Origin of the sequence: Serratia sp. CY84636 (genome assembly GCF_052166245.1) — a bacterium.
Lineage (GTDB): Bacteria > Pseudomonadota > Gammaproteobacteria > Enterobacterales > Enterobacteriaceae > Serratia > Serratia nevei.
The window spans coordinates 343,436-369,845 of record NZ_JBJNOX010000001.1 but is presented as its reverse complement, the minus strand read 5'-3'; the positions used below and the strand labels follow the sequence as shown (position 1 = coordinate 369,845).

23 protein-coding genes and 6 tRNA genes are annotated in these 26,410 nt (G+C 59.8%); 27 read left to right on the top strand and 2 right to left on the bottom strand.

Annotated elements, in window-relative coordinates; all coding sequences use genetic code 11:
* Positions 1-3: 3 nt before the first annotated feature.
* From nagA to ACJ8QI_RS01830, 11 genes are all read left to right on the top strand, one after another.
* Complete coding sequence (nagA, locus tag ACJ8QI_RS01880) at positions 4-1,143, top strand: N-acetylglucosamine-6-phosphate deacetylase (protein WP_084826678.1); 1,140 nt, start codon at positions 4-6, stop codon at positions 1,141-1,143.
* 27 nt (positions 1,144-1,170) lie between these two features.
* The gene (nagC, locus tag ACJ8QI_RS01875) at positions 1,171-2,391 is read left to right on the top strand and encodes a DNA-binding transcriptional regulator NagC (RefSeq protein WP_004939956.1); all 1,221 of its coding nucleotides are present in this window, start codon (positions 1,171-1,173) and stop codon (positions 2,389-2,391) included.
* A gap of 67 nt (positions 2,392-2,458) precedes the next feature.
* A complete protein-coding gene (locus ACJ8QI_RS01870) occupies positions 2,459-3,211 on the top strand; it encodes an HAD-IIA family hydrolase (RefSeq protein ID WP_004939957.1) in 753 nt (250 codons plus the stop codon).
* A 189-nt stretch (positions 3,212-3,400) separates the two neighbouring features.
* On the top strand, positions 3,401-4,840 hold the full coding sequence (locus ACJ8QI_RS01865) for a carbohydrate-binding protein (RefSeq protein ID WP_442532000.1): 1,440 nt from the start codon (positions 3,401-3,403) through the stop codon (positions 4,838-4,840).
* A gap of 284 nt (positions 4,841-5,124) precedes the next feature.
* Positions 5,125-6,789: an asparagine synthase B gene (asnB, locus tag ACJ8QI_RS01860; protein ID WP_004939961.1), complete on the top strand. Its 1,665-nt coding sequence runs from the start codon at positions 5,125-5,127 to the stop codon at positions 6,787-6,789.
* Between the two features lie 218 nt (positions 6,790-7,007).
* Positions 7,008-7,084, top strand: a tRNA-Met gene (locus tag ACJ8QI_RS01855).
* A 15-nt stretch (positions 7,085-7,099) separates the two neighbouring features.
* Positions 7,100-7,184: transfer RNA gene (locus tag ACJ8QI_RS01850), tRNA-Leu, on the top strand.
* Positions 7,185-7,214: 30 nt separating this feature from the next.
* A tRNA-Gln gene (locus ACJ8QI_RS01845) sits at positions 7,215-7,289 on the top strand.
* A 44-nt stretch (positions 7,290-7,333) separates the two neighbouring features.
* A tRNA-Gln gene (locus ACJ8QI_RS01840) sits at positions 7,334-7,408 on the top strand.
* A 41-nt stretch (positions 7,409-7,449) separates the two neighbouring features.
* Positions 7,450-7,526: transfer RNA gene (locus ACJ8QI_RS01835), tRNA-Met, on the top strand.
* Between the two features lie 4 nt (positions 7,527-7,530).
* Positions 7,531-7,605, top strand: a tRNA-Gln gene (locus ACJ8QI_RS01830).
* Positions 7,606-7,692: 87 nt separating this feature from the next.
* Here the strand turns inward: ACJ8QI_RS01830 and ubiF are convergent.
* Entirely contained in the window at positions 7,693-8,874 is a 1,182-nt protein-coding gene (gene ubiF / locus ACJ8QI_RS01825) for a 3-demethoxyubiquinol 3-hydroxylase (protein ID WP_164268465.1), read from the bottom strand.
* A gap of 197 nt (positions 8,875-9,071) precedes the next feature.
* Here ubiF and miaB point away from each other — a divergent pair, with 197 nt between their 5' ends.
* The 12 genes from miaB to ACJ8QI_RS01765 all read left to right on the top strand — a co-directional run bounded on the left by miaB (position 9,072) and on the right by ACJ8QI_RS01765 (position 20,753).
* Entirely contained in the window at positions 9,072-10,496 is a 1,425-nt protein-coding gene (miaB, locus tag ACJ8QI_RS01820; RefSeq protein WP_038877474.1) for a tRNA (N6-isopentenyl adenosine(37)-C2)-methylthiotransferase MiaB, read from the top strand.
* 118 nt (positions 10,497-10,614) lie between these two features.
* On the top strand, positions 10,615-10,950 hold the full coding sequence (locus ACJ8QI_RS01815; RefSeq protein WP_004939967.1) for a zinc ribbon domain-containing protein YjdM: 336 nt from the start codon (positions 10,615-10,617) through the stop codon (positions 10,948-10,950).
* A gap of 234 nt (positions 10,951-11,184) precedes the next feature.
* Positions 11,185-12,240 (top strand): PhoH family protein, encoded by a 1,056-nt coding sequence (locus tag ACJ8QI_RS01810; protein WP_004939969.1) that lies wholly within the window; start codon positions 11,185-11,187, stop codon positions 12,238-12,240.
* Positions 12,237-12,710 (top strand): rRNA maturation RNase YbeY, encoded by a 474-nt coding sequence (ybeY, locus tag ACJ8QI_RS01805; protein WP_033637441.1) that lies wholly within the window; start codon positions 12,237-12,239, stop codon positions 12,708-12,710. Before ACJ8QI_RS01810 ends, ybeY begins: the two co-directional genes overlap by 4 nt.
* Positions 12,711-12,795: 85 nt before the next feature.
* On the top strand, positions 12,796-13,674 hold the full coding sequence (corC, locus tag ACJ8QI_RS01800) for a CNNM family magnesium/cobalt transport protein CorC (RefSeq protein ID WP_025301851.1): 879 nt from the start codon (positions 12,796-12,798) through the stop codon (positions 13,672-13,674).
* A 7-nt stretch (positions 13,675-13,681) separates the two neighbouring features.
* The gene (gene lnt / locus ACJ8QI_RS01795) at positions 13,682-15,211 is read left to right on the top strand and encodes an apolipoprotein N-acyltransferase (protein ID WP_442531999.1); all 1,530 of its coding nucleotides are present in this window, start codon (positions 13,682-13,684) and stop codon (positions 15,209-15,211) included.
* A gap of 392 nt (positions 15,212-15,603) precedes the next feature.
* A complete protein-coding gene (locus ACJ8QI_RS01790) occupies positions 15,604-16,500 on the top strand; it encodes an amino acid ABC transporter substrate-binding protein (protein ID WP_442531998.1) in 897 nt (298 codons plus the stop codon).
* Positions 16,501-16,712: 212 nt separating this feature from the next.
* On the top strand, positions 16,713-17,453 hold the full coding sequence (locus ACJ8QI_RS01785; protein ID WP_019454074.1) for an amino acid ABC transporter permease: 741 nt from the start codon (positions 16,713-16,715) through the stop codon (positions 17,451-17,453).
* Positions 17,453-18,127, top strand: coding sequence for a glutamate/aspartate ABC transporter permease GltK (gltK, locus tag ACJ8QI_RS01780; protein ID WP_004939982.1), 675 nt, complete (start codon positions 17,453-17,455; stop codon positions 18,125-18,127). The genes ACJ8QI_RS01785 and gltK overlap by 1 nt, the downstream gene beginning before the upstream one ends.
* Positions 18,127-18,852, top strand: a complete 726-nt coding sequence (locus tag ACJ8QI_RS01775; protein ID WP_019454076.1) for an amino acid ABC transporter ATP-binding protein — start codon at positions 18,127-18,129, stop codon at positions 18,850-18,852. Before gltK ends, ACJ8QI_RS01775 begins: the two co-directional genes overlap by 1 nt.
* A 115-nt stretch (positions 18,853-18,967) precedes the next feature.
* The gene (gene rihA, locus ACJ8QI_RS01770; protein ID WP_442531997.1) at positions 18,968-19,900 is read left to right on the top strand and encodes a pyrimidine-specific ribonucleoside hydrolase RihA; all 933 of its coding nucleotides are present in this window, start codon (positions 18,968-18,970) and stop codon (positions 19,898-19,900) included.
* A gap of 148 nt (positions 19,901-20,048) precedes the next feature.
* Positions 20,049-20,753, top strand: a complete 705-nt coding sequence (locus ACJ8QI_RS01765; RefSeq protein WP_060440522.1) for an FMN-dependent NADH-azoreductase — start codon at positions 20,049-20,051, stop codon at positions 20,751-20,753.
* Between the two features lie 40 nt (positions 20,754-20,793).
* On the opposite strand, the gene ACJ8QI_RS01760 is transcribed toward ACJ8QI_RS01765, so the two are convergent.
* A complete protein-coding gene (locus ACJ8QI_RS01760; RefSeq protein WP_025301844.1) occupies positions 20,794-21,276 on the bottom strand; it encodes a zinc ribbon-containing protein in 483 nt (160 codons plus the stop codon).
* A 285-nt stretch (positions 21,277-21,561) separates the two neighbouring features.
* Here ACJ8QI_RS01760 and leuS point away from each other — a divergent pair, with 285 nt between their 5' ends.
* Genes leuS through nadD form a run of 4 tightly spaced genes read left to right on the top strand, consistent with a single transcriptional unit; the run spans position 21,562 to position 26,402 of the window.
* Positions 21,562-24,144: a leucine--tRNA ligase gene (leuS, locus tag ACJ8QI_RS01755; RefSeq protein WP_442531996.1), complete on the top strand. Its 2,583-nt coding sequence runs from the start codon at positions 21,562-21,564 to the stop codon at positions 24,142-24,144.
* Between the two features lie 14 nt (positions 24,145-24,158).
* Positions 24,159-24,719, top strand: a complete 561-nt coding sequence (gene lptE / locus ACJ8QI_RS01750; RefSeq protein WP_060440523.1) for an LPS assembly lipoprotein LptE — start codon at positions 24,159-24,161, stop codon at positions 24,717-24,719.
* Positions 24,716-25,750, top strand: coding sequence for a DNA polymerase III subunit delta (holA, locus tag ACJ8QI_RS01745; RefSeq protein ID WP_055316089.1), 1,035 nt, complete (start codon positions 24,716-24,718; stop codon positions 25,748-25,750). Before lptE ends, holA begins: the two co-directional genes overlap by 4 nt.
* A complete protein-coding gene (nadD, locus tag ACJ8QI_RS01740) occupies positions 25,740-26,402 on the top strand; it encodes a nicotinate-nucleotide adenylyltransferase (RefSeq protein WP_015376938.1) in 663 nt (220 codons plus the stop codon). Before holA ends, nadD begins: the two co-directional genes overlap by 11 nt.
* Positions 26,403-26,410: the final 8 nt, after the last annotated feature.

Here is a 26,410-nt window from a genome sequence, read left to right as displayed (position 1 = left end):
ACGATGTTCGCTTTAACCCACGGCCGAATCTATACCGGCCACGACGTACTTGATGACCATGCAGTCATTATCGCTGATGGGCTGATCGAGAGAGTCTGCCCGGCGGCTGAATTGCCCGCCGGCATCGAAACGCGCGACCTGGGTGGCGCCATCCTGGCCCCTGGGCTTATCGACGTGCAGCTGAACGGCTGCGGCGGCGTCCAGTTCAACGATTCGCTGGAAGCGATTTCGGAAGAAACGCTGGAGATTATGCAGCGCGCCAACGAGAAATCCGGCTGCACCAGCTATCTGCCGACGCTGATCACCAGCAGCGACGAATTCATGAAGCACAGCGTCGACGTGATGCGCGCTTATCTGAAAAAGCACCAAAACCAGGCGCTGGGCCTGCACCTGGAAGGGCCGTACCTCAGCCCAGTGAAAAAAGGCACCCATAACCCGGCGTTCATTCGCAAGCCAACTCAGGACATGATCGATTACCTGTGCGCCAACGCCGACGTGATCACCAAGGTGACGCTGGCGCCGGAAATGGTTGAGCCGCACGTTATCAAGCAGCTGACCAAGGCCGGCATCGTGGTCTCCGCCGGCCACTCGAACGCCACCTACGATCAGGCGCGCACCGGCTTCGCCGCCGGCATCAGCTTCGCCACCCACCTGTACAACGCCATGCCGTATATCACCGGCCGCGAACCTGGGCTGATGGGGGCGATCTTCGATACGCCGGAGGTCTATACCGGCATCATCGCCGACGGCCATCACGTGGCCTGGGCGAGTATCCGTAACGCCAAACGCCTGAAAGGTGATAAATTGGTATTGGTCACCGACGCGACCGCACCGGCAGGTGCAGATATTGACCAATTTATTTTCGCCGGTAAAACAATATACTATCGGGATGGGCTGTGCGTGGATGAGAACGGTACCCTGAGCGGTTCCGCACTGACCATGATCGAAGCGGTGCAAAACAGCGTCGAGCATATCGGCATCGCGCTGGACGAAGCGCTGCGCATGGCGACGCTGTATCCGGCGCGCGCCATCGGCGTCGAGCAGCGTCTGGGCACCATCGAAGCCGGCAAGGTGGCTAACCTGACCGCCTTCACCCGTGATTTCAAGATCACCAAAACGCTCGTTAACGGTAACGAGGTTTAATTCAATGAACAGCGAGTAACATTATTGATGAGCACTGGCGGACAAGCACAAATAGGGAACGTTGACTTAGTCAAACAGCTTAACGGCGCGGCAGTTTACCGCCTGATCGACCAGCAGGGCCCGATCTCGCGCATTCAAATTGCCGAACTCAGCCAGCTTGCCCCCGCCAGCGTCACCAAAATTACTCGCCAGCTGCTGGAGCGCGGGCTGATCAAAGAAGTCGATCAGCAAGCCTCCACCGGCGGCCGCCGCGCGATCTCCATCGTGTCTGAAACCCGTCATTTCCATACCGTCGCGGTGCGTCTCGGCCGCCACGACGCCACCATCACCCTGTATGACATGAGCGGTAAATCGCTCAGCGAAGAACACTATCCGCTGCCGGAACGCACCCAGGAAACGCTGGAAAATGCACTGTTCGCCGCCATCGCCCAATTCATCGAAGCAAACCAGCGCCGCCTGCGCGAGCTGATCGCCATCGCGGTGATCCTGCCCGGCCTGGTGGATCCGGCGCTGGGCGTGGTGCGCTACATGCCGCACATCAGCGTCAGCAACTGGGCGCTGGTCGACAACCTGCAGCAGCGCTTCAACGTCACCAGCTTCGTCGGCCACGACATCCGCAGCCTGGCGCTGGCGGAGCACTACTTCGGCGCTACCCGCGACTGCGAAGACTCTATTCTGGTGCGCCTGCACCGCGGCACCGGCGCCGGCATCATCGTCAACGGGCAGATTTTTCTCGGCAATAACGGCAACGTCGGCGAAATCGGCCATATCCAGATCGATCCGCTGGGTGAACGCTGCCACTGCGGCAACTTCGGCTGCCTGGAAACCGTAGCCGCCAACGCGGCGATCGAACAGCGCGTGCGCCAGCTGCTGAGCCAGGGCTACCCGAGCAAACTGACGCTGGAAGACTGCGGCATCAACGCCATCTGCAAGGCCGCCAACCGCGGCGATCTGCTGGCCAGCGAAGTGATCGAACACGTCGGCCGCTATCTGGGCAAGGCGGTGGCCATCGCCATCAACCTGTTCAATCCGCAGAAGGTGGTGATCGCCGGTGAGATCACCGAAGCGGACAAGGTGCTGCTGCCGGCGATCCAGAGCTGCATCAATACCCAGGTGCTGAAGGACTTCCGCAAAAATCTGCCGGTGGTGACCTCCGAACTCAATCATCGCTCGGCGATCGGCGCTTTCGCCCTGGCCAAACGCGCGATGCTCAACGGCGTGCTCTTGCAGCGATTGCTGGAAAGCTGATCCGCCGCTTCTGGCAGGTGTGTTATCGTCACCCCTTGCCTGCCGTAATCATGAGAAACAGCGACAAATGAAAATCAAAAACGTTATATGCGATATCGACGGCGTGCTGCTGCATGACAATACGCCGGTGCCCGGCGCCGATCTGTTCCTGGCGCGCATCCAGGAACAAGGCATGCCGCTGGTGGTGCTGACCAACTACCCGTCACAAACCGCGCAGGATCTGGCGAACCGCTTCGCCGCCGCCGGGCTGGAAGTGCCGGAGAGCGCGTTCTATACCTCGGCGATGGCCACCGCCGATTTCCTGCGCCGCCAGGAAGGCAAAAAAGCCTACGTGGTCGGCGAAGGCGCCCTGATCCATGAGCTGTACAAAGCCGGTTTCACCATCACCGACATCAACCCGGATTTCGTGATCGTCGGTGAAACCCGCTCTTACAACTGGGACATGATGCACAAGGCCGCCTACTTCGTCAGTAACGGCGCACGCTTTATCGCCACCAACCCGGATAGCCACGGCCACGGCTTCTCGCCGGCCTGCGGCGCGCTGTGCGCCCCCATCGAGAAGATCACCGGCCGCAAGCCGTTTTACGTCGGCAAGCCCAGCCCGTGGATCATTCGCGCCGCATTGAACAAAATGCAGGCGCACTCGGAAGAGACGGTGATCGTCGGCGACAACCTGCGCACCGACATTCTGGCGGGCTTCCAGGCCGGTCTGGAAACCGTGCTGGTGCTGTCCGGCGTCTCCACGCTGAGCGACATTGAAACCATGCCGTTCCGCCCGAGCTACGTCTACCCTTCCGTTGCCGATATCACCATCTTCTGATGCATTTATGGCGGCTACCCGGCCGCCATTATTTCTCTCTTCCTGACCGCAGTTTGAATTTAATTCGTTCATGGCCGCAAAAGGTTTCAGCCTGCCTGCGCTAAAAATCCTCATTATAACCTTACGCCCCGCCAATAGCTGATATTGCCGGCCAGCGGAAAACCTTTACCCCTAATTAATGAGGCTACCATGAGCACAAATAACATGATTAATGCCGCCGCCGATGACGCAGCCATTATGCCGACTATCGCCAATAAAAAAATCCTGATGGGTTTTTGGCACAACTGGGCCGCCGGTGCCAGTGACGGCTATCGGCAAGGCCAGTTCGCCAATATGAACCTGACCGATATTCCCGCCGAATACAACGTGGTGGCCGTCGCCTTTATGAAAGGCCAGGGCATCCCAACCTTCAAACCGTACAACCTGTCCGACGCCGAGTTCCGCCGCCAGGTGGGCGTGCTGAACAGCCAAGGCCGCGCGGTGCTGATCTCCCTCGGCGGCGCAGACGCGCATATCGAGCTGAAAACCGGCGACGAAGATAAGCTGAAAGACGAGATTATTCGCCTGGTGGAAGTCTATGGCTTCGACGGTCTGGATATCGATTTGGAACAGGCGGCGATCGGCGCCGCCAATAATAAAACCGTCTTGCCTGCGGCATTGAAAAAAGTAAAAGACTATTACGCCGCGCAGGGAAAAAACTTTATTATCAGCATGGCGCCGGAATTCCCGTATTTACGCACCAACGGCACCTACCTGGATTATATCAACGCCCTCGAAGGCTATTATGACTTTATCGCGCCGCAATATTATAACCAGGGTGGCGACGGTATTTGGGTGGACGAACTCAACGCCTGGATCACGCAGAATAACGACGCCATGAAAGAGGACTTCCTCTACTACCTGACGGAAAGCCTGGTCACCGGCACCCGCGGCTATGCAAAGATCCCGGCCGCAAAATTCGTCATCGGTCTGCCGAGCAACAACGACGCCGCCGCCACCGGCTACGTGATCGATAAACAGGCGGTATATAACACTTTCTCGCGTCTCGACGCCAAGAACCTGTCGATCAAGGGCCTGATGACCTGGTCAATCAACTGGGACAACGGTAAGAGCAAAGCCGGCGTGGCCTACAACTGGGAATTCAAAACCCGCTACGCGCCGCTGATTCAGGGCGGCGTTACCCCACCGCCGGGAAAACCTAATGCACCGACTGCGCTGACGGTCGCCGAGCTGGGCGCCACCTCGCTGAAGCTGAGCTGGGCCGCCGCCACCGGCGCCTTACCGATCGCCAGCTACACCGTCTACCGCAACGGCACCCCGATCGGCCAGACCGCCGGCCTGTCGCTGGCCGACAGCGGCCTGACCCCGGCCACCCAGTACAGCTACTTCGTTACCGCCACCGACAGCCAGGGCAATACCTCGCTGCCGAGCAGCGCGCTGGCGGTTAAAACCGCCAACGACGGCACGCCACCCGATCCGGGGGCGCCCGAGTGGCAGAACAACCACAGTTACAAGGCTGGCGACGTGGTGAGCTATAAAGGCAAGAAATATACCTGTATCCAGGCGCACACCTCCAACGCCGGCTGGACGCCGGACGCCGCCTTCACCCTGTGGCAGCTCATCGCCTAATCGCTAATCGATTGCCGGCCAAACTGGCCGGCAATCCCGCCATCACGCTAAAAATTGCATAATCGATAATTTTTCACGTCGATAACTGAACATCCGTTAAAAACCACACCTAGGCAAACAACTATTTCTCAACGCATGGCTAAAACGCTTGCATCTCCCGCAGCTTTTGGCGCATTTTCATAACCACAGCGCAGCAAAACCGGGTTATCGCTGATAAATCGGCAATGCTGCCCATAACAGTAAAAAACAACATCACAGTCATAAAAGCCCGTTAGGAGAGTTGTATGTGTTCTATTTTCGGTGTGCTCGATCTGAAGTCCGATCCCGTTGAACTGCGTAAGAAAGCGCTGGAGCTGTCGCGCCTGATGCGCCACCGCGGCCCGGATTGGTCCGGCGTTTACGCCAGCGACAAAGCCATTCTGGCTCACGAACGCCTGTCGATCGTCGACGTCAACAATGGCGCTCAACCGCTGTACAACGCTGCGCACACCCACGTTCTGGCGGTCAACGGTGAAATTTACAACCATCAGGCGCTGCGCCAACAGCTGAGCGACCGCTACGCGTTCCAGACCGGGTCCGACTGTGAAGTGATCCTGGCGCTGTACCAGGAGAAGGGCCCGGATTTCCTCGACGATCTGCAAGGCATGTTCGCCTTCGCCCTGTATGACACCGAGAAAGACGCTTACCTGATCGGCCGCGATCACCTGGGCATCATCCCGCTGTACATGGGCCACGACGAGCACGGCAACCTGTACGTCGCCTCGGAAATGAAGGCGCTGGTGCCGGTGTGCCGCACCATCAAGGAATTCCCGGCCGGCAGCTACCTGTGGAGCCAGGACGGTGAGATCCGCGAATACTATCGCCGCGACTGGTTCGATTACGACAGCGTCAAAGACAACGTGACCGACGCCGCCGCCTTGCGCACCGCGCTGGAAGAGTCGGTGAAAAGCCACCTGATGTCCGACGTGCCTTACGGCGTGCTGCTGTCGGGCGGGCTGGATTCCTCGGTCATCTCGGCGATCACCAAGAAGTACGCCGCGCGCCGCGTGGAAGATCAGGAACGCAGCGAAGCCTGGTGGCCGCAGCTGCACTCCTTCGCCGTCGGTCTGGAAGGCTCGCCGGATCTGCGCGCCGCGCAGGAGGTCGCCAACCATCTGGGCACCGTGCACCATGAGATCCACTTCACCGTGCAGGAAGGCCTGGACGCCATCCGCGACGTGATTTACCACATCGAAACCTATGACGTCACCACCATTCGCGCCTCGACGCCAATGTACCTGATGTCGCGCAAAATCAAGGCGATGGGCATCAAGATGGTGCTTTCCGGCGAAGGCGCGGACGAAGTGTTCGGCGGCTACCTTTACTTCCATAAGGCGCCGGACGCCCGCGAATTCCACGAAGAGACCGTGCGCAAGCTGCTGGCGCTGCATATGTTCGACTGCGCGCGCGCCAACAAGGCGATGTCCGCCTGGGGCGTTGAGGCCCGCGTGCCGTTCCTGGACAAGAAATTCCTCGACGTGGCGATGCGCATCAACCCGAAAGATAAAATGTGCGGCAACGGCAAAATGGAAAAACACATCGTCCGCGAATGTTTCGAGTCCTATTTGCCGGCCAGCGTGGCCTGGCGCCAAAAAGAGCAGTTCTCCGACGGCGTCGGCTACAGCTGGATCGACACGCTAAAAGAGGTCGCTGCGCAGCAAATCAGCGATCAACAGCTCGAAACCGCGCGTTTCCGCTTCCCGTACAACACGCCGACCTCGAAAGAAGGCTACCTGTACCGCGAGATCTTCGAGGAGCTGTTCCCGCTGCCGAGCGCCGCCGAATGCGTGCCGGGCGGCCCGTCCGTCGCCTGTTCGTCCGCCAAGGCCATCGAATGGGACGAATCGTTCAAGAAGATGGACGATCCTTCCGGCCGCGCCGTCGGCGTGCACCAGGCCGCCTATAAATAATCGCGCGGCGTTTTCCCCAAGGCGGGCCTTTTGGCCCGCCTTTTTGTTGCCTTTCCCCCCTGCCAACTGCCTGAATTGCCGATTTTATCGCCATAATGTTCACAACCCAGACAAACGGCGCTTCCCGGCACTTTTTCGGGAAAAAACTTGTTGACGCAAATCGGTCATATACGCATAATGCGCCCCGCAACGCCGATGAAGGCAAAGCAAAAAAAGAGGGCTACGTAGCTCAGCTGGTTAGAGCACATCACTCATAATGATGGGGTCACAGGTTCGAATCCCGTCGTAGCCACCATCTCTTTTTTGCATTGCGGGAGTGGCGAAATTGGTAGACGCACCAGATTTAGGTTCTGGCGCCGCAAGGTGTGCGAGTTCAAGTCTCGCCTCCCGCACCATTTCTCTTCATCGTCGGCGCAGTATGTTGATGGGGTATCGCCAAGCGGTAAGGCACCGGTTTTTGATACCGGCATTCCCTGGTTCGAATCCAGGTACCCCAGCCATATTCTTTCGAGAATGGGGTTTCAACATAAGATTTGTTTGCAGGTGGGGTATCGCCAAGCGGTAAGGCACCGGTTTTTGATACCGGCATTCCCTGGTTCGAATCCAGGTACCCCAGCCATAACAAACTGCTTGCAAATCAAAGAAGTAAAAAGTAACATCGGCTACGTAGCTCAGCTGGTTAGAGCACATCACTCATAATGATGGGGTCACAGGTTCAAATCCCGTCGTAGCCACCATAATTGGGGTGTCGCCAAGCGGTAAGGCTCTGGTTTCTGATACCAGCATACCCAGGTTCGAATCCTGGCACCCCAGCCATATTTAGAAAAGCCCGCTTCGGCGGGCTTTTTGCTGTCTGGCGTTCAGCCAATCCTAACGGGCCCAGCCGCAGCTGAGCCCTGTCGGTTACAATCCCAACGCGTACTTCAACGCATGCTCTTTCAGCTTGCCCGCCCGCTGTGCGGCCATCAGCGCCAGATTGCGCGCCACGTTCAGCGGCGCCAGGTTATTGCTGAAAGCCGTATAGAACAGATCCATCCCGCTCTGCATCAGCAGATTGTCGGTACGGCGGCGGCGCTGATAACGCAGCAGTACCGCCTCGCTGCTCCAGTCCTCTCCCTGCTCCCGCGCATCGCTCAATACGTTCAGCAAGGCATCCACGTCGCGATACCCCAGATTGACGCCCTGCCCCGCCAGCGGGTTGATGGTATGTGCCGCATCCCCCAGCAGTGCCAGCCCCGGCAGCACGTAGCGCTGCGCATGACGCCGCGTCAGCGGGAACGAACCGGCGGCGTGCACCTTGACCGGGCCCAGTCGCGCCGGGAAAGCGGCGGCGATCTCACGCTCCAGCTGCGCCGGCGGCATCGCCTGCAGCTGGCGAATGCGCTGCGGGCTGTCATACCACACCAGCGACGCCCAGCTGTCGTACAGCGGCAGGAAGGCGCGCGGCCCGGACGGGAAGAAACGCTGCCAGGTCACATCCTGCTGCGGCGCGCCGGTATCGACGGTGATCAACATGCACGCCTGACGATACTGCCAGCCGTTGGTGCCGATCGCCGCCAGCTTGCGCACCTGCGAGTTGGCGCCGTCGGCGCCGACAACCAGGCGCGCCTGCAGCGTCTCGCCGCCGTCCAGCGTCAGCTGCCAGGTATTGTCCGCCCGCTGCAGCGATTGCAGCCTGGCGGGGCACAGCAGCGTCAGGTTGGCGCACTGCGCGAACTGCTGCCACAGCGCCAGCTGCAGAATGCGGTTTTCCACCATAAAGCCCAGCTCGGGCAGCCCCAGGGACACCGCGTCGAACGCCACGCGCGACGACGCCCATTCCCAGGTCTCCAGCCGGCGATACGGCGCCGTGCGCATCGCCGTCACGGCCTGCCAGGCGCCGAGCTGTTTCAGCAGCCCCACCGAGGTGCAGCCGATCGCGGAAATGCGCAGATCCGGCAGGCTTTGCGCCTCGAACGCCTGCGGCGCCTGATGTTCCAGCAACGCCACCGACCAGCCCGCCTGTGCCAGCCCCAGGGCCGCCGCCGCGCCGACCATGCCGCCGCCCACCACCACCGCGTCATACCGATTTTGAGATGTCTTCATATTGGCTATGTTTTCTGTGTGAATGCTCGCCATCCCACCCGGCATGGCGTTTTGCGCAGTGTACCGGATTTTCGCTCCGGCTTCAGGTCGCGTGCCATTTTCCCCCGCGCTGGTCACAACGGCGGCAAATGATTACAATACGCGCCCTGCATGTCGCGTAACGCAACTTTCGCTCCGCACTGAGTAATGGCAAGTCAATGACGAAAAAACTACATATCAAAACCTGGGGCTGCCAGATGAATGAGTATGATTCATCGAAAATGGCCGACCTGTTGAACAGCACGCACGGCTTCGAGTGGACCGAAAACGCCGAAGAGGCGGACGTGCTGCTGCTGAACACCTGCTCGATCCGTGAAAAAGCGCAGGAGAAAGTTTTCGCCATGCTGGGGCGCTGGCGCTTGCTGAAAGAAAAGAACCCGTCTGTCATCATCGGCGTCGGCGGTTGCGTGGCCTCGCAAGAAGGCGAACTGATCCGCAGCCGCGCGCCCTGCGTCGACGTGGTCTTCGGCCCGCAGACCCTGCACCGCCTGCCGGAAATGATCAATCACGTTCAGGGCACCCGCAGCCCGGTGGTCGACATCAGCTTCCCGGAGATCGAAAAGTTCGACCGTCTGCCGGAACCGCGCGCCGAAGGCCCGACCGCATTCGTGTCGATCATGGAAGGCTGCAACAAATACTGCACCTTCTGCGTGGTGCCTTACACCCGCGGTGAAGAAGTGAGCCGCCCGAGCGACGACGTGCTGTTCGAAATCGCCCAACTGGCGGCGCAGGGCGTGCGCGAGGTCAACCTGCTCGGCCAAAACGTCAACGCTTACCGCGGCGCCACGCATGACGGCGAGATCTGTTCGTTCGCCGAACTGCTGCGCCTGGTGGCAGCCATCGACGGCATCGATCGCATTCGCTTCACCACCAGCCACCCTATCGAGTTCACCGATGACATCATCGCGGTGTACGAAGACACGCCGGAGCTGGTCAGCTTCCTGCATCTGCCGGTGCAGAGCGGTTCGGATCGCATCCTGACCATGATGAAACGCGCGCACACCGCGCTGGAGTACAAGGCGATTATCCGCAAGCTGCGCAAGGCGCGGCCGGCCATTCAGCTCAGCTCCGATTTCATCGTCGGTTTCCCGGGCGAAAGCCAGGCCGACTTCGAACAGACCATGAACCTGATCGCCGACGTCAATTTCGACGTCAGCTTCAGCTTCATCTATTCGTCGCGCCCGGGCACCCCGGCGGCGGACATGGTCGACGACGTCAGCGAAGAAGAGAAAAAACAGCGGCTGTATATTCTGCAGGATCGCATCAACCAGCAGGCGCTGCAGTTCAGCCGCCGCATGCTCGGCACCGTCCAGCGCATTCTGGTGGAGGGCACCTCGCGCAAAAGCGTGATGGAGCTGGCCGGGCGCACGGAGTGCAACCGTGTGGTAAACTTCGAGGGCACGCCCGACATGATCGGCCAGTTCGTCGACGTGGAAATTACCGAGGTGCTGACCAACACCCTGCGTGGCGCAGTGGTGCGCACCGAACAGCAGATGGATCTGCGCGTACATGAATCCCCGCAGTCGGTGATCGCCCGTACCCGCAAAGAAAACGCGCTGGGCGTCGGCATTTACCAGCCCTAACGCCGCGGCGGCCGCCTTATCGCCGCCCATTCGCGCTACTCCTTACCGTTTCTCCGCCGGGCGCCCGCGCCCGGTGATTTTCTTTTTTATTTTTTTATTGTTGAAGAGGCGACATAACATGCAACTCCCACACTGCCCGAAGTGCAACTCCGAATACACCTACCAGGACAATGCCCTGTTCATCTGCCCTGAGTGCGCCCACGAGTGGAGCGACAGCGCCCCGGCGGAAGATCAGGACGCGCTGATCGTCAAAGACGCCAACGGCAATCTGCTGGCGGACGGCGATGCGGTCACCGTGATCAAAGACCTGAAGGTCAAAGGCAGCTCCTCGATGCTGAAGATCGGCACCAAGGTGAAAAACATTCGCCTGGTCGAAGGCGATCACAACATCGACTGCAAAATCGACGGCTTCGGCCCGATGAAGCTGAAATCCGAGTTCGTGAAAAAGAACTGATTCACGGCGGCCTTGTTCTGTGATGACGCGGCGGGCTTTGCGCCCCGCCGCGTTTTTTCCTTATCTTCCCTTGAATTCCGCCGATGGCGCACAGATAGATCAGCGGTAAACTTGCGCCGTTGCGGCGCACCATGAATAATTCAAGAAAGAGAGTATTCAGGCTCGTCCTGAACGCGCGCGTCCCGAACGCGCTATGTGACATCAACCAGGCCCGATGTGACCTAGAGGAATAGTTTGAACGTCGCAACACAAGAAATTTTGTTAGAGCCCGCAGACAACCAGCGTTTGCTCAGCCTGTGCGGCCCGTTTGATGACAACATCAAGCAACTCGAGCGCCGATTGGGCATTGAAATCAATCGCCGCGACAACCGTTTCAAGCTGGTCGGCAAAAACCTGTGCGTGGTTGCCGCCGCCGATATCCTGCGCCATCTGTACGTGGATACCGCGCCGATTCGCGGCGTGATCCCGGATATCGACCCAGAGCAAATCCACCTGGCTATCAAAGAGAGCCGGGTGTTGGAACAGGTGGCCGACAGCGTGCCGGATTATGGCAAGGCGGTCACCATTAAAACCAAGCGCGGCATGGTGAAACCGCGTACGCCTAACCAGGCGCAGTACATCGCCAACATTCTCGATCACGACATCACCTTCGGCATCGGCCCGGCGGGCACCGGCAAAACCTACCTGGCGGTCGCCGCCGCGGTGGATGCGCTGGAGCGCCAGGAAATTCGCCGCATTTTGCTGACGCGCCCTGCGGTCGAAGCCGGCGAAAAACTGGGCTTCCTGCCCGGCGATCTGAGCCAGAAGGTCGATCCTTACCTGCGCCCGCTGTACGACGCCCTGTTCGAGATGCTGGGCTTCGAGCGCGTGGAGAAGCTCATCGAGCGCAACGTGATCGAAGTCGCGCCGCTGGCCTATATGCGCGGCCGTACGCTGAACGACGCCTTTATCATTCTGGATGAGAGCCAGAACACCACCATCGAACAGATGAAGATGTTCCTGACGCGCATCGGCTTCAACTCGAAGGCGGTCATCACCGGCGACGTCACCCAGATCGACCTGCCGCGCAACCAGAAATCCGGCCTGCGCCACGCGGTGGAAGTGCTGTCGGACGTGGAAGAACTGAGCTTCAACTTCTTCCACAGCGAAGACGTGGTGCGCCATCCGGTGGTGGCCCGCGTAGTCATCGCCTATGAGGCCTGGGAAGCGGCCGAACAGAAACGCAAAGACGCGATTGCCGAACAACGTAAGCGCGAGGCGCTCGCCGCCTCCGAGCAGGAGACACCATGAGTCAGGTGATTTTGGATCTGCAGATTGCCTGTGAAAGCGGCGACGGCCTGCCGGATGAGGCCACCTTCCAGCGCTGGCTGGAAGGCGTGCTGCCGCAATTTCAGGAAGAAGCCGAGGTGACCGTGCGTCTGGTGGACGAAGCGGAAAGCCACGAGCTGAACCTGACCTACCGCGGCAAAGACAAGCCGACCAACGTGCTCTCTTTCCCGTTCGAGGCCCCGCCGGGCATCGAGCTGCCGCTGCTCGGCGACCTGATTATCTGCCGCCAGGTGGTTGAACAGGAAGCGATTGAGCAAGGCAAGGCGCTGGAGGCCCACTGGGCGCATATGGTTGTCCATGGCAGTCTTCATCTGCTAGGGTATGACCACATCGAAGACGATGAAGCCGAAGAAATGGAGTCTTTGGAAACCGAAATCATGCACGGACTGGGTTACCCTGATCCGTACTTGGCGGAAAAAGACCCCGTCTGACGTCAGCCGTTTACCCTACAGCCCCCATACGGGGCTGTCGCTGACGCCCCTTAACTCTGACATGAGTGACAGTAACGAAAACGCCATGAGCGACGACCATTCACAAAGCAATGACAGCCCCAGTCCCAAGAAGGGGTTCTTTACTCTTATCCTTAACCAGCTGTTCCACGGCGAACCCAAAAACCGTGGCGATCTGGTCGAGCTGATCCGTGATTCCGAACAAAACGACCTGATCGATCCCGATACCCGCGACATGCTGGAAGGCGTGATGGATATCGCCGAACAGCGCGTGCGCGACATCATGATCCCCCGCTCCCAGATGGTGACGCTCAAGCGCAACCAGACGCTGGAAGAGTGCCTGGACGTGATTATCGACTCCGCCCACTCGCGCTTCCCGGTGATCAGCGAAGACAAAGATCACATCGAAGGCATCCTGATGGCCAAGGATCTTCTGCCGTTCATGCGCGCAGACTCCGAGCCGTTCAGCATCGACAAGGTGCTGCGCACCGCGGTGGTGGTGCCGGAAAGCAAGCGCGTCGACCGGATGCTGAAAGAGTTCCGCTCCCAGCGCTATCACATGGCGATTGTCATTGACGAATTTGGCGGCGTATCCGGCCTGGTCACCATCGAAGACATTCTGGAACTGATCGTCGGCGAGATCGAAGACGAATACGACGACGAAGACGATCTGGATATCCGCCAGCTCAGCCGCCACATGTACACCGTGCGCGCGCTGGCCCCGATCGAAGACTTCAACGACGCCTTCGGCACCCATTTCAGCGACGACGAGGTCGATACCATCGGCGGTCTGGTGATGCAGGCCTTCGGTCACCTGCCGGCGCGCGGGGAAACCATTGAAATCGAAGGTTACCTATTTAAAGTTGCCATGGCCGACAGTCGACGTATTATCCAGGTTCATGTAAAAATTCCGGACGATTCTCCACCACCGAAACTGGAAGATTAAATCCAACATGGCTAAAGCCTCATTACTTGAACGCCAGCGGGTTCGCGCCCTGCTGGCGCTGTTGTCAGGTGCCGGCGGGACGCTGGCGTTCTCGCCCTACGACTTCTGGCCCGCGGCCATCGTCTCCCTGTTCGGCCTGCTGGCCGTTACCCTCAATCGCACCACCAAACAGTCTGCCCTGCTCGGCTTTGTCTGGGGCTTCGGGCTGTTCGGCAGCGGCATCAACTGGGTGTATGTCAGCATCGCCGATTTCGGCGGCATGCCTTTCGCCGTCAACGTCTTCCTGGTGGTGCTGCTCGCCGCTTACCTGTCGCTGTATACCGGGCTGTTCGCCGGGCTGCTGACGCGCCTGTGGCCGGCCACCCGCTGGTGGCGGCTGGCCATCGCCGCGCCGGCGCTGTGGCAGGTGACCGAATTCCTGCGCGGCTGGGTGCTGACCGGCTTCCCGTGGCTGCAGTTCGGCTATAGCCAGATCAACGGCCCGCTGAAGGGCATCGCGCCGCTGCTGGGCGTCGACGCCATCACCTTTGTGCTGATGGCCATCGCCGGCCTACTGGTGTACGCCGTCAATCAGCGCCGCCTGTCGGCTGCGGTCATCGCTGCCGCGCTGCTGCTGTTGCCGTGGCCGCTGCGCCAGCTGCAGTGGTTTACACCGCAGCCGGAGAAAGCGGTGAACGTCGCCATGGTGCAAGGCAACATTCCCCAGTCAATGAAGTGGGATCCGAGCATTCTGCTCAGCACGCTGCAAACCTATCTGGACGAAACCCGCCCCTACATGGGCAAGGCGCCGATCATCATCTGGCCAGAGTCCGCCATCCCGGATTATGAAGCCAACCAGAACGGCTTCCTGACCATGATGGACGACCTGATGCGGGCGAAGAACAGCAGCCTGATCACCGGCATCGTCGATGCGCGCGCCACGCCACAGGGCCAGCAGATCTACAACAGCGCCATCGTGCTCGGCGAACCGACGCCTTACAGCTACCCGGCCAAAGATCGCTACAACAAGCATCACCTGGTGCCGTTCGGCGAGTTCGTGCCGCTGGGTGAACTGCTGCGCCCTATCGCGCCGTTCTTCAATCTGCCGATGTCCGGTTTCAGCCGCGGCGACTACGTGCAGCCGCAGCTCAGCGTACGCGGCTACAACCTGACGGCGGCCATCTGTTACGAGATCGTGCTGGGCCAGCAGGTGCGCGATAACTTCCGCCCGGACACCAACTTCCTGCTGACCATCTCCAACGACGCCTGGTTCGGCCACTCCATCGGCCCGTGGCAGCACTTCCAGATGGCGCGCATGCGGGCGCTGGAGCTCGGCCGGCCGCTGCTGCGCAGCACCAACAACGGCGTTACCGCCGCGGTGGATGCGAACGGCGAGGTGATCGCCGAGATCCCGCAGTTTACCCGTCAGGTGCTCGAAGTGAAGGTCACGCCAACCACCGGCGTCACGCCTTACGCACGCTTCGGCGCCACGCCGCTGTGGGTGATAACCCTGCTGCTGGGCGGCTGGGCGCTGATGTTGGGCCTGCGCCGCAAATAGTCCTTCTCGCCGGGGCGCGCCCGCCGCGCCCCGCGTTCTCGTCACTGTCCCCTCCTTGGTCAGAAAACGCCGTTAAATCAACGCGGCTGGCACACTCCTTGCTTTAACTATGGTGACATCGCGCGCCGATTTACTTTTGCTGACGTTTTGTCGCACCTGTGCACATTTTGGGTGCATTGAGCGCACCACGCGGGGGCGTCAGGGTTTCGTTGCATTGATTTGGTGCGCGCGGCGTCTCAAAAAATGAAACATTTTAGTTTCAAGGTATTCACAATCGGTTATTTTTTAACGGCTATCCGTTCTAAGACTATCTTTATAACTTGAGCAATAAATAGTCGATTTAACCTGACGCTCTTTAGTCAGAGCCACCACAACAGCAAAGGAGTTGGACCATGCAAATGCGTAAATTGGCGTTATCGTTACTGCTGCTCGGTGCGGCAGGTAGCGTGGCGCATGCGGAAGACCTGACCGGTACGCTGAAGAAAATCAAAGACAATGGCGTGATCGTTGTCGGCCACCGCGAATCGTCAGTGCCGTTCTCCTACTACGACAACCAACAAAAAGTTGTGGGCTACTCTCAGGACTACTCCAACCAAATCGTTGAAGCCGTTAAGAAAAAGCTGAATGCGCCGAATCTGCAGGTGAAAATGCTGCCGATTACCTCGCAGAACCGCATCCCGCTGCTGCAAAACGGCACCTATGATTTCGAGTGCGGATCCACCACCAATAACCTCGAGCGCCAGAAACAGGCCGCCTTCTCCGACACCATTTTCGTGGTCGGCACCCGCTTGCTGGTGAAAAAGGGCTCCGACATCAAAGACTTTAAAGACCTGGCCGGCAAACCGGTGGTGGTCACCTCCGGCACCACCTCCGAAGTGCTGCTGAACAAGCTGAACGACAGCGACAAGATGAACATGCGCATCATCAGCGCCAAAGACCACGGCGATTCCTTCCGCACTCTGGAAAGCGGCCGCGCCGTGGCCTTCATGATGGATGATGCCCTGCTGGCGGGCGAGCGCGCCAAGGCCAAGAAACCGGATCAGTGGGAAATCATCGGCACGCCGCAGTCGAAAGAGGCCTACGGCTGCATGCTGCGCAAAGACGATCCTGAGTTTAAAAAGCTGGTCGATGACACCATCGCCCAGGCGCAAACCTCCGGTGAAGCGGCCAAGTGGTTTGACAAATGGTTCAAGCAGCCTATTCCACCGAAAAACCTCAACATGAACTTCGAACTGTCGGACGACATGAAGCAGCTGTTCAAAGAGCCTAACGACAAAGCGTTGAACTAAATAGAACAAGAGCCGGGGCGGCCGCAGGCCAAACCGGCCCAGTTGATGACTGGGACAGACAGGTATGAGGGGGGCCGTTCTCCTCCCTCATTTTCCCCAACGCGCATCACCGATCTCCGCACACAACAAGCCAGCCAGACTGGCCGCACGGCGATCGGCGCTCATCAAGTCATCAATCTTCGGCGCCCTGCGCCCGTTTACCGGAGTTTGTTATGTCAATAGATTGGAACTGGGGTATCTTCCTGCAGCAGGCCCCGTTTGGGAACACCACTTACCTCGGCTGGATCTGGTCCGGCTTTCAGGTCACGGTGGCCCTCTCCGTCTGTGCATGGATTATCGCTTTCTTCGTCGGTTCGCTGTTCGGTATCTTGCGTACCGTGCCCAACCGCTTTCTTTCCGCCCTCGGCACCTGTTACGTCGAACTGTTCCGCAACGTGCCGCTGATCGTGCAATTCTTTACCTGGTATCTGGTGATCCCCGAGCTGTTGCCGGCCAATATCGGCACCTGGTTTAAAAGCGAGCTGGATCCCAACGTGCAGTTCTTCGTCTCCTCCATGCTCTGCCTGGGGCTGTTTACCGCCGCCCGCGTATGCGAGCAGGTGCGCGCCGCCATTCAGTCCCTGCCGCGCGGCCAGAAAGCCGCCGGGCTGGCGATGGGCCTGACGCTGCCGCAAACCTACCGCTACGTGCTGCTGCCGAACGCCTACCGGGTGATCGTGCCGCCGATGACCTCGGAAATGCTCAACCTGGTCAAAAACTCCGCCATCGCCTCCACCATCGGGCTGGTGGACATGGCCGCGCAGGCCGGCAAGCTGTTGGATTACTCCGCACACGCCTATGAATCCTTTACCGCCATCACGCTGGCTTATATCGGCATCAACGCCGTTATCATGCTGTTTATGCGTCTGGTCGAAAAGAAAGTGCAGTTGCCTGGCAACCTGGGGAGTAAATAATGTACGAATTTGACTGGGCGTCGATCGTCCCAAGCTTCCCTTATCTGCTGCAAGGCATGGTGATCACGTTGAAGATCACCGTGACCGCCATCGTGGTCGGCATCCTGTGGGGCACCGTGCTGGCGGTGATGCGTCTGTCGCCGTTCAAGCCGATAAGCTGGTTCGCCACCCTGTACGTCAATCTGTTCCGTTCGGTGCCGTTGGTGATGGTGCTGCTGTGGTTCTATCTGGTGGTTCCAAGCTTATTACAACAGGTTCTAGGGTTATCGCCGAAAACCGATATTCGCCTGATCTCGGCTATGGTAGCCTTTTCCCTGTTTGAAGCGGCCTATTACTCGGAAATCATCCGCGCCGGCATTATCAGCATCTCGCGCGGCCAATCCTCCGCCGCGCTGGCGCTGGGCATGACCCATTGGCAATCCATGCGGCTGGTGATCCTGCCGCAGGCGTTTCGCGCCATGGTGCCGCTGCTGCTGACCCAGGGCATCGTACTGTTCCAGGATACCTCGCTGGTTTACGTACTGAGCCTGGCCGACTTCTTCCGCACCGCGTCGACCATCGGCGAACGCGACGGCACCCAGGTTGAAATGATCCTGTTCGCCGGCTTTGTCTATTTTGTTATCAGCCTCGCCGCCTCGGCGCTGGTAAGCTATTTGAAGAAAAGGACTGTTTGATGATATCCCTGAAAAATGTTTCTAAGTGGTACGGTCACTTTCAGGTGTTGACCGATTGTACCACCGAAGTGAAAAAAGGCGAAGTGGTCGTCGTCTGCGGTCCTTCAGGTTCCGGCAAGTCCACCCTGATCAAAACCGTCAACGGCCTCGAGCCGATCCAGCAGGGCGACATCCTGGTGAACGGCACGCCGGTCAACGACAAGAAAACCAACCTGGCGCAGTTGCGTGCCAAGGTCGGCATGGTGTTCCAACACTTCGAGCTGTTCCCGCACCTGTCTATCATCGACAACCTGACGCTGGCGCAGGTGAAAGTGCTCAAGCGCGACAAGACCGCCTCGCGCGAGAAGGGCCTGAAGCTGCTGGAGCGCGTCGGCCTCTCCGCCCATGCCAACAAGTTCCCCGGTCAGCTGTCCGGCGGCCAGCAGCAGCGCGTCGCCATCGCCCGCGCGCTGTGCATGGATCCTATCGCCATGCTGTTCGATGAACCGACCTCGGCGCTCGATCCGGAAATGATCAACGAAGTGCTGGACGTCATGGTCGAACTGGCGAACGAAGGCATGACCATGATGGTGGTGACCCACGAAATGGGCTTCGCCCGTAAGGTGGCGAATCGGGTGATCTTTATGGACGAAGGCAAAATCGTCGAAGACCGCAACAAAGACGATTTCTTCAACAACCCCGAGTCCGAGCGCGCCAAGGACTTCCTGGCCAAGATCCTGCACTAAACGCTCTGCCTATGCGCCCCGCCAGGGGCGCATCTTTTCCCCCGGCACTAAAAGCGCTTGTTTCTCCCCGGTTTTGATCCGATGCTCGCTGGATAACAAACAGAGGAGAAAGAACATGCCCCGCCCTATTATCATCGATTGCGATCCCGGCCTCGACGACGCCATCGCGCTGGCTATGGCGCTGCGTTCGCCGGAGCTGGACGTCAAAGCCATCACCACCTCCGCCGGCAACCAGACGCCGGAGAAAACCCTGCATAACGCGCTGGGTCTGTTGACCCTGATGCAGCGCGAGGACATACTGGTCGCCGCCGGTGCCGGCGGCCCGCTAATGCGCGAACTGGTGATCGCCGACTATGTCCACGGCAAAACCGGCATGGGCAACACCCACCTGCCGACGCCGACAATCAAGCCCGATCCCCGCGGCGCCGTTGAGCTGATCGCCGACCTGCTGCGCGCCAGCCCGCAGCCGATAACCCTGGTGGTGACCGGCCCAATGACCAACATCGCTCTGCTGTTGGCCCAGCATGCCGAGCTGAAAAACCGCATCGAGCGCATCGTATTTATGGGCGGCGGCATGAACGCCGGCAATACCACGCCGGTCGCGGAGTTCAACATCTTCGTCGATCCCGAAGCCGCCGAAATGGTGCTGAAATCCGGCGTGCCGCTGACCATGGCCGGGCTGAACGTCACCCATCAGGCGCTGGTGTTGCCGCAGGATATCGAGCGCATTCGTCAGATAGACAATCCGGTCGCGCAGGCGGTCGCGGAGATGCTCGATTTTTACCTGCCGCTGTACATCAGCCATCCGCGCGGCCTGCCCGGCGCGGCGATGCACGATCCCTGCACCATCGCCTGGCTGCTGGCGCCGCAGCTGTTTACCGGCGTAGAGCGCTGGGTGGGGGTGGAAACCAAAGGGGAATACACCGTCGGCATGACGGTGGTGGACTATTTCCAGCAAACCGGCAACGCGGCCAACGTGGAAGTGCTGACCGGCATCAACCGCGAAGGCTTTATCGAGCTGCTGGCCGAGCGCGTAGCGCGTTATTGATCCCATCGGGGCGCGCTCGCGCCCCTCATTCAAGTTTTTTGATTTAACTCAGCGAATTTTTGCGCTATCACTGTTCCTGGCTTGCCTCTACCATGCGTTTACACCGACTGACATCGTTACCGATTAGACTTCGCCTGGAGATAAGCCAATGAGCCGCGTACTGGTCCTGAAATCAAGCATTCTGGGTGAATATTCCCAGTCTGGAAAATTAGTCGATTTTTTTGTTGAACAATGGCGTGAAACTCACCCTGAAGACACATTCACCGTGCGCGATTTGGCCAACCCGACCCTGCCGGAGCTGGATGGCGAAGTGATGGCCGGTTTTACCGCCGGCGACAAGCCGCTGACGCCGCACCAGCAAAGCACCCTGGCGCTGTCCGATGAGCTGATTGCCGAACTGAAGTCGCACGACACGCTGATCATCAGCGCCCCAATGTACAACTTCAACATCCCGACACAGCTGAAGATCTACTTCGATCTGATCGCCCGCGCCGGCCAGACGTTCCGCTATACCTCCGCCGGCGCCGAAGGGCTGGTGACGGGCAAGAAAGCGATCGTCATCTCCAGCCGCGGCGGCATCCACGCCGACACGCCGACGGATCTGATCACGCCGTACGTGAAGCTGTTCCTGGGCTTTATCGGCATCACCGACGTTGAGTTCGTGCTGGCGGAAGGCTTCGCCTACGGCCCGGAAGCGGCAGAGAAAGCCGCCCAGGACAGCCGCATCGCGGTCGCGCAGAAAATCCCGGCCGGCATCGCCGTAGCGGCCAGCGCACCAGCGCAGGCGCAAGCCGCCCCGGCAGCCGTCAGCGGCGGTTTCCTGAGCAACCTGCTGAAGAAACTGTTCCGTTAAACGCCGGCCTTAACGTTCCCCGCCGCAGCGGGGAACGTCATCAAGGTTCAAACGGCCGGCGCTGGAACTGGTCGTGACCGCATTTCGGGCAGAGCGGCAACACCTCCGGCGTATAGAACGCCAGGTGGTAGTGGCACTGCTCGCACACCAGATTGCCCAGCCCCACCACTTCACCGCTGTGGTAAACGCCGTGGTGGCTGACATCCTTGAACACTTCGCGCCACTCCAGCTGGGTTTTGTCGGTGATATCCGCCAGTTCCTGCCACAGGCTCTCTTTGATCACCCGCATAAACACGCTGTCGGTAAACTCATCCCGGCTTTCCTGATAGCTGCGGGCGAACTCTTCCAGATCGCGTCGCACCGCCTGCGTCACCTGCCGCACTTCGTCGCGGGTCAGATCTTCGGCCTCGTTCAACCGCCGCTCCGCGCTGGCCACCAGTTCGTCGATATCGCGTTCGCCGTTTTTCAGGCGTTCGGTCAGCGATGCCACCAATTCGCGGTAATACTGAGCAACCTTGTTCATAGACTCTCCTCGATAAACGCTGCGCCGGACTTGGCTGTAGGGATACCCCTAAGCTACTTGTTCTTATTTTAGCCGTAAATGACTGATGTCACTTGGCAAGACGCGGGATCCGCAGGTTGTGAGCCGCGTCATGGCGGCGTTTTTTTTAAATGCGCCGAGTCAGGCGCTTGGAGTTGTTGCCGGGAGGTCTTATCAGCTATGCTATGCGGATCTACGAATACTAAATGTTCATTGCGTTGCCTCTGACCGGGGCAACGGTTTACACCTACAGGACCACCGGCCGCCATGCAAGAGCAATACCGTCCAGAAGACATAGAATCGAACGTACAGCTTCACTGGCAAGAGAAGCAGACTTTCAAAGTTACCGAAGACGACAGCAAGGAAAAGTACTACTGCCTATCCATGCTGCCTTACCCGTCCGGCCGACTGCACATGGGCCACGTTCGTAACTACACTATCGGCGACGTGATCTCGCGCTATCAGCGCATGCTGGGCAAAAACGTACTGCAGCCGATCGGCTGGGATGCGTTCGGCCTGCCGGCGGAAGGCGCGGCGGTGAAAAACAACACCGCACCGGCCCCGTGGACCTACGACAACATCGAATACATGAAGAACCAGCTGAAACTGCTGGGCTTCGGCTACGACTGGGATCGCGAAATCGCCACCTGCCAGCCGGAATACTACCGCTGGGAACAGTGGTTCTTCACCAAGCTGTATGAAAAAGGCCTGGTCTACAAGAAGACCTCGGCGGTGAACTGGTGCCCGCACGATCTGACCGTGCTGGCCAACGAACAGGTTATCGACGGCTGCTGCTGGCGCTGCGACACCAAGGTCGAGCGTAAAGAGATCCCGCAGTGGTTCATCAAAATCACCGCCTACGCCGATCAGCTGCTGAACGATCTGGACACGCTTGAAAGCTGGCCAGAGCAGGTGAAAACCATGCAGCGCAACTGGATTGGCCGCTCCGAAGGCGTGGAAATCACCTTCGACGTGGCGGACAGCGAAGAGAAGCTGACGGTTTACACTACCCGTCCCGACACCTTCATGGGCGCTACCTACGTGGCGGTCGCCGCGGGCCACCCGCTGGCGCAACAGGGCGCGCGCAATAACCCGGCGCTGACCGACTTCATCGAAGAATGCCGCAATACCAAAGTTGCCGAAGCCGAAATGGCGACGATGGAGAAGAAAGGCATGCCGACCGGCCTGTTCGTTGTCCACCCGTTGAGCGGCGAGCAACTGCCGGTGTGGGTCGCCAACTTCGTACTGATGGAATACGGCACCGGCGCCGTGATGGCAGTACCGGCGCACGACCAGCGCGACTGGGAATTCGCCACCAAATACGATTTGCCGATCAAACCGGTGATCCTGAACCTCGACGGCAGCCAGCCTGACGTGAGCGCCGAAGCGATGACCGACAAAGGCGCGCTGTTCAACTCCGGCGAATTTGACGGCCTGGACAATGAAGCGGGCTTCAATGCCATCGCCGACAAACTGGTCGCCAAGGGCGTAGGCCAGCGCAAGGTCAACTACCGTCTGCGCGATTGGGGCGTCTCCCGTCAGCGTTACTGGGGCGCGCCAATCCCGATGGTGACGCTGGAAGACGGCACCGTGATGCCGACGCCGGAAGATCAGCTGCCGGTGATCCTGCCGGAAGACGTGGTCATGGACGGCATCACCAGCCCGATCAAGGCCGATCCTGAGTGGGCGAAGACCACCGTCGACGGCCAGCCGGCGCTGCGTGAAACCGACACCTTTGACACCTTTATGGAGTCTTCCTGGTACTACGCGCGCTACACCTGCCCGCAGTATGACCAGGGTATGCTGGATCCGGCCGCCGCCAACTACTGGCTGCCGGTCGATCAATATATCGGCGGTATCGAACACGCCATCATGCACCTGATGTACTTCCGCTTCTTCCACAAGCTGATGCGCGATGCAGGCCTGGTGGATTCCGACGAGCCGGCCAAGCGTCTGCTGTGTCAGGGCATGGTGCTGGCTGACGCCTTCTACTACACCGGCAACAGCGGCGAGCGCGTCTGGGTATCTCCGGTTGACGCCACCGTCGAGCGCGACGACAAGGGCCGCATCATCAAGGCCACCGATCCGCAAGGCCGTGAACTGGTCTATGCTGGCATGAGCAAAATGTCGAAGTCGAAGAACAACGGCATCGACCCGCAGGAGATGGTGGAAAAATACGGCGCGGACACCGTGCGTCTGTTCATGATGTTCGCTTCACCGGCAGAAATGACGCTGGAGTGGCAGGAATCCGGCGTGGAAGGGGCTAACCGCTTCCTGAAACGCGTGTGGAAACTGGCCTACGATCACGTGGAAAAAGGCGCGGTACAGCCGCTCGACGTAGCGGCGCTGAACGAAGATCAGAAAGCACTGCGCCGCGATCTGCACAAAACCATCGCCAAGGTAACCGACGATATCGGCCGCCGTCAGACCTTCAACACCGCGATCGCCGCCGTGATGGAGCTGATGAACAAGCTGGCCCGCGCGCCACAGGAGAGCGAGCAGGATCGCGCGCTGCTGCAGGAAGCGCTGCTGGCCGTGGTTCGCATGCTGTATCCGTTCACCCCGCACGTGTGCTTCACCCTGTGGCAGGCGCTGGGCGGCGAAGGCGACGTGGACACCGCGCCATGGCCGGTTGCCGACGAACAGGCGATGGTCGAAGACTCCAAGCTGGTGGTGGTGCAGGTGAACGGCAAGGTTCGCGCTAAAATCACCGTATCTGCCGATGCGACCGAAGAGCAGGTGCGCGCGCGCGCTGCCGAAGAGCATCTGGTGGCTAAATATCTGGACGGCGTCACGATTCGCAAAGTGATCTACGTTCCGGGCAAACTGCTTAACCTGGTTGTGGGTTAACACAAGGAGGAGTTGTGCGACAACGTATTCTGACGCTGTTGCTGGGGTTGGCGGTGCTGGTCACCGCCGGCTGCGGTTTTCACCTGCGTGGCACCACGCAGGTGCCGAATGAAATGAAAACGCTGATCCTGGACAGCGCCGACCCTTACGGCCCGTTGACGCGCGCGGTGCGTGAGCAGCTGCGTCTGAACGATGTGACTATCGTCAGCGATCCGAAGCGTAAAGACGTGCCTTCCCTGCGCATTCTCGGCGCGACGGAAAGCCAGGATACCGCTTCTATCTTCCAGGACGGTAAAACCGCCGAGTACCAGCTGGTGCTGACCGTGCAGGCGCAGGTGCTGATCCCGGGCCATGACCTGTATCCGCTGTCGGTGAAAGTGTTCCGTTCCTTCTTCGACAACCCGCTGACCGCGCTGGCCAAGGACTCCGAACAGGAGATCATTCGCCAGGAAATGCGTGAGCAGGCGGCGCAACAGCTGGTGCGCAAACTGCTGACCGTGCATGCGGCGGAAGAAGAGAACCGGCAGAAAGCCGCTGCCGCCGGCGAACGAGCGGCAAGCCAAACCGCACAATGATCCGCATTTATCCGGAACAACTTGCCGCGCAGCTCCGAGAGGGGCTGCGCGCTTGTTATTTATTGAGCGGCAATGAACCGCTGCTGCTGCAGGAAAGCCAGGATTTGCTCCGGCAGGCCGCGCAACAGCAGCAGTTCAGTGAGCACTACAGCATTTCCCTTGACGCCCATACCGACTGGGACGCCATCTTCGGCATCTGCCAGGCGATGAGCCTGTTCGCCAGCCGCCAGACGCTGCTGCTGATCTTCCCGGAAAACGGCCCGACGGCGCCGATCGGCGAACAGCTGACCAAGCTCGCCACGCTGCTGCACGAGGATATTCTGCTGATCCTGCGCGGCCCGCGCCTCACCAAAGCGCAGGAAAACAGCGCCTGGTTCAAGGCGCTCAGCCCGCACGGTGCCCTCGTCAGTTGCCAGACGCCGGAACAGGCACAGCTGCCGCGCTGGGTCGCCACGCGCGCCAAGGCGATGAAGCTGGAGCTGGACGACGCCGCCAATCAGCTGTTGTGCTACTGCTACGAAGGCAACCTGCTGGCGCTGTCGCAGGCGCTGGAGCGGCTGTCGCTGCTGCACCCGGACGGCAAGCTCACGCTGCCGCGCGTCGAACAGGCGGTGAACGACGCCGCCCACTTCACGCCGTTCCACTGGCTGGATGCCCTGCTGGCCGGCAAAAGCAAGCGCGCCTGGCATATCTTGCAGCAGCTGCAGCAAGAGGACGTGGAGCCGGTGATCCTGCTGCGCACTCTGCAACGCGAACTGCTGCTGCTGCTGACGCTGCAGCGCCGCATGGCTTCCGCGCCGCTGCGCACGCTGTTCGATCAGCACAAGGTCTGGCAGAATCGCCGCCCGCTGGTGACCCAGGCGTTGCAACGCCTGTCCGGCCCCCAGCTGCAGCAGGCGGTACAGCTGCTGACGCAAATCGAGCTGACCCTCAAGCAGGACTATGGCCAGTCGGTCTGGCCGGAACTGGAAACCCTGTCGATGCTGCTGTGCGGCAAACCCTTGGCCACGAGTTTTAGCGATGCCCACTAATCCGGAACACCCCACCGTTTTGCACGCGCTGTTCGGCGGCACCTTTGACCCGATCCACTACGGCCACCTGCGGCCGGTCGAAGCGTTGGCCGCCGAAGTGGGCCTGAATCGCGTCACGCTGCTGCCTAACCACGTGCCGCCGCACCGCCCGCAGCCGGAGGCCAATGCGCAGCAGCGCCTGAAAATGGTGGAGCTGGCGATCGCCGGCAATCCGCTGTTTGCGGTCGACGATCGCGAACTGCACCGCACCACTCCCTCCTACACCATCGAGACGTTGGAAACGATTCGTAAAGAGCGTGGCGCCGCCCAGCCGCTGGCGTTTATTATTGGCCAGGACTCGCTGTTGACGCTGCATAAGTGGCATCGCTGGCAGGCGCTGTTGGACGTCTGCCATCTGCTGGTGCTGGCGCGCCCGGGCTATAACGATCGCATGGACACACCGGAGCTGCAGCAGTGGCTGGAACGCCATCGCACCGCCGACCCGGCGCTGCTCAGCCGTCGCCCACACGGCCATATCTATTTGGCCGATACGCCGGAGCTGGAAATTTCCGCCACCGAGATCCGCCAGCGCCGCCATCAGGGCCTCAACTGCGACGACCTGCTGCCACGCCCGGTGCAGCGCTACATCGAGTTGCAGGGTTTATATCGCTAGCGAAAGGT